The organism is Halorubrum sp. SS7 (genome assembly GCF_005435055.1).
Classification (GTDB): domain Archaea; phylum Halobacteriota; class Halobacteria; order Halobacteriales; family Haloferacaceae; genus Halorubrum; species Halorubrum salinarum.
The window spans coordinates 1-267 of the sequence record NZ_SGXV01000538.1; the positions used below are offsets into that span (position 1 = coordinate 1).

A 267-nucleotide genomic window follows, 5' to 3' on the forward strand; every position below is an offset into this window, starting at 1 on the left:
CCTCGCTGTCGATGTCCTCGGCGACGAGCGTGGCCTGGTCGGCGGAGAGGCCGTCGGAGTCCCACTCGGAGACGTCCCACCCGTTGAGCCGGAGCTCGCGGGGGATCACCTGCTCGGTGAAGTACCCCTCCGAGACGAACAGCGGGACGACGTAGATCTCCGACCCCTCGACGGTACGGAGCACCTCTCGGAAGTGGGGCTCTTCCTTCCAGAAGCCGGTGCGGACCTCGTCGAAGGCACCGGCGGCGCGGATCGTGTCGGCGTGGT

At 68.5% G+C, this 267-nt stretch carries 1 protein-coding gene; it reads right to left on the minus strand.

Translation table 11 applies throughout. The annotated features are described in order from the left end of the window. Positions 1-267, minus strand: a 267-nt coding sequence (locus EXE44_RS19075) for a CbiX/SirB N-terminal domain-containing protein (RefSeq protein WP_274595408.1), incomplete at both ends; no start/stop codon positions are given.